We start from the raw sequence: 785 nt of genomic DNA on the forward strand, positions 1-785 counted from the left end.
CTGTCGCGGCTGGTGGTCGCCTCAACGTGGGTGCGGCAGGGAGCGTGGTGGGGCGCTAGCGTCCGCGGCGGGGAAGAGGCGCGGCGCCCTCAGCGATCGAATGGGCGAGGGTGTGCCCCGGGCAAGGACCGATGGGCGAAAGGCAGCGCTTCATTCAAGACCCACCAGTATGATGTCGTGCATGGGCTTGCGTCAATAGGCTGATGCGCGTTTAGTCAGGTCGCAGCCGACGCGTTGGCGGCCCCGAGTCGCCTGGCCGGGCCCTATTGGGCGTGACAACGTACGAGCAGCAGATTACACTAGCAGGCTTCGGCTGAGTGGCAGAGTGGTTATGCAGCGGCCTGCAAAGCCGTGGACGCCGGTTCGATTCCGACCTCAGCCTCCAAATCCCCTTCCGCCGAGCCGGCGGTCTTCGCACCGCTGACCGCGTCGGAGCACCCTCCAAGCGGCGACCCGCCGCCTGCCGCCGCCCGGGTGGTGAAACTGGTAGACACAAGGGACTTAAAATCCCTCGGCTTCGGCCATGCGGGTTCGAGTCCCGCCCCGGGCACCAGCCTCGCGATCATCCGTCGCTGGTCGCATCTCATCTTGACGAGCGCGCTTCGCTGCCGGAGCGTCTCGGCATCGGCGCATCGCCGTTCCCATTCGCTTTAGCCATCGGGGTACCAGGCATGCCGGCTCTCAACTGTCCCTTATACCAATCTCCGAGCCCACGGAACTCCGTAGCACATCGTATGCCGCCCTCTGCTTGCACACAAAAACAACACGCAAACGCAACGCCATAA

The 785-nt window shown here is 64.7% G+C and carries 2 tRNA genes; both read left to right on the forward strand.

From position 1 onward, the window contains the following. The first annotated feature begins 311 nt into the window (after positions 1 to 311). Positions 312 to 385, forward strand: a tRNA-Cys gene (locus I6U14_RS01735). 83 nt (positions 386 to 468) lie between these two features. Then, positions 469 to 553 (forward strand) — tRNA-Leu (locus I6U14_RS01740). Positions 554 to 785 lie beyond the last annotated feature (232 nt).

The organism is Thiohalocapsa sp. (assembly GCF_019695415.1).
Classification (GTDB): Bacteria; Pseudomonadota; Gammaproteobacteria; order Chromatiales; family Chromatiaceae; genus Thiohalocapsa.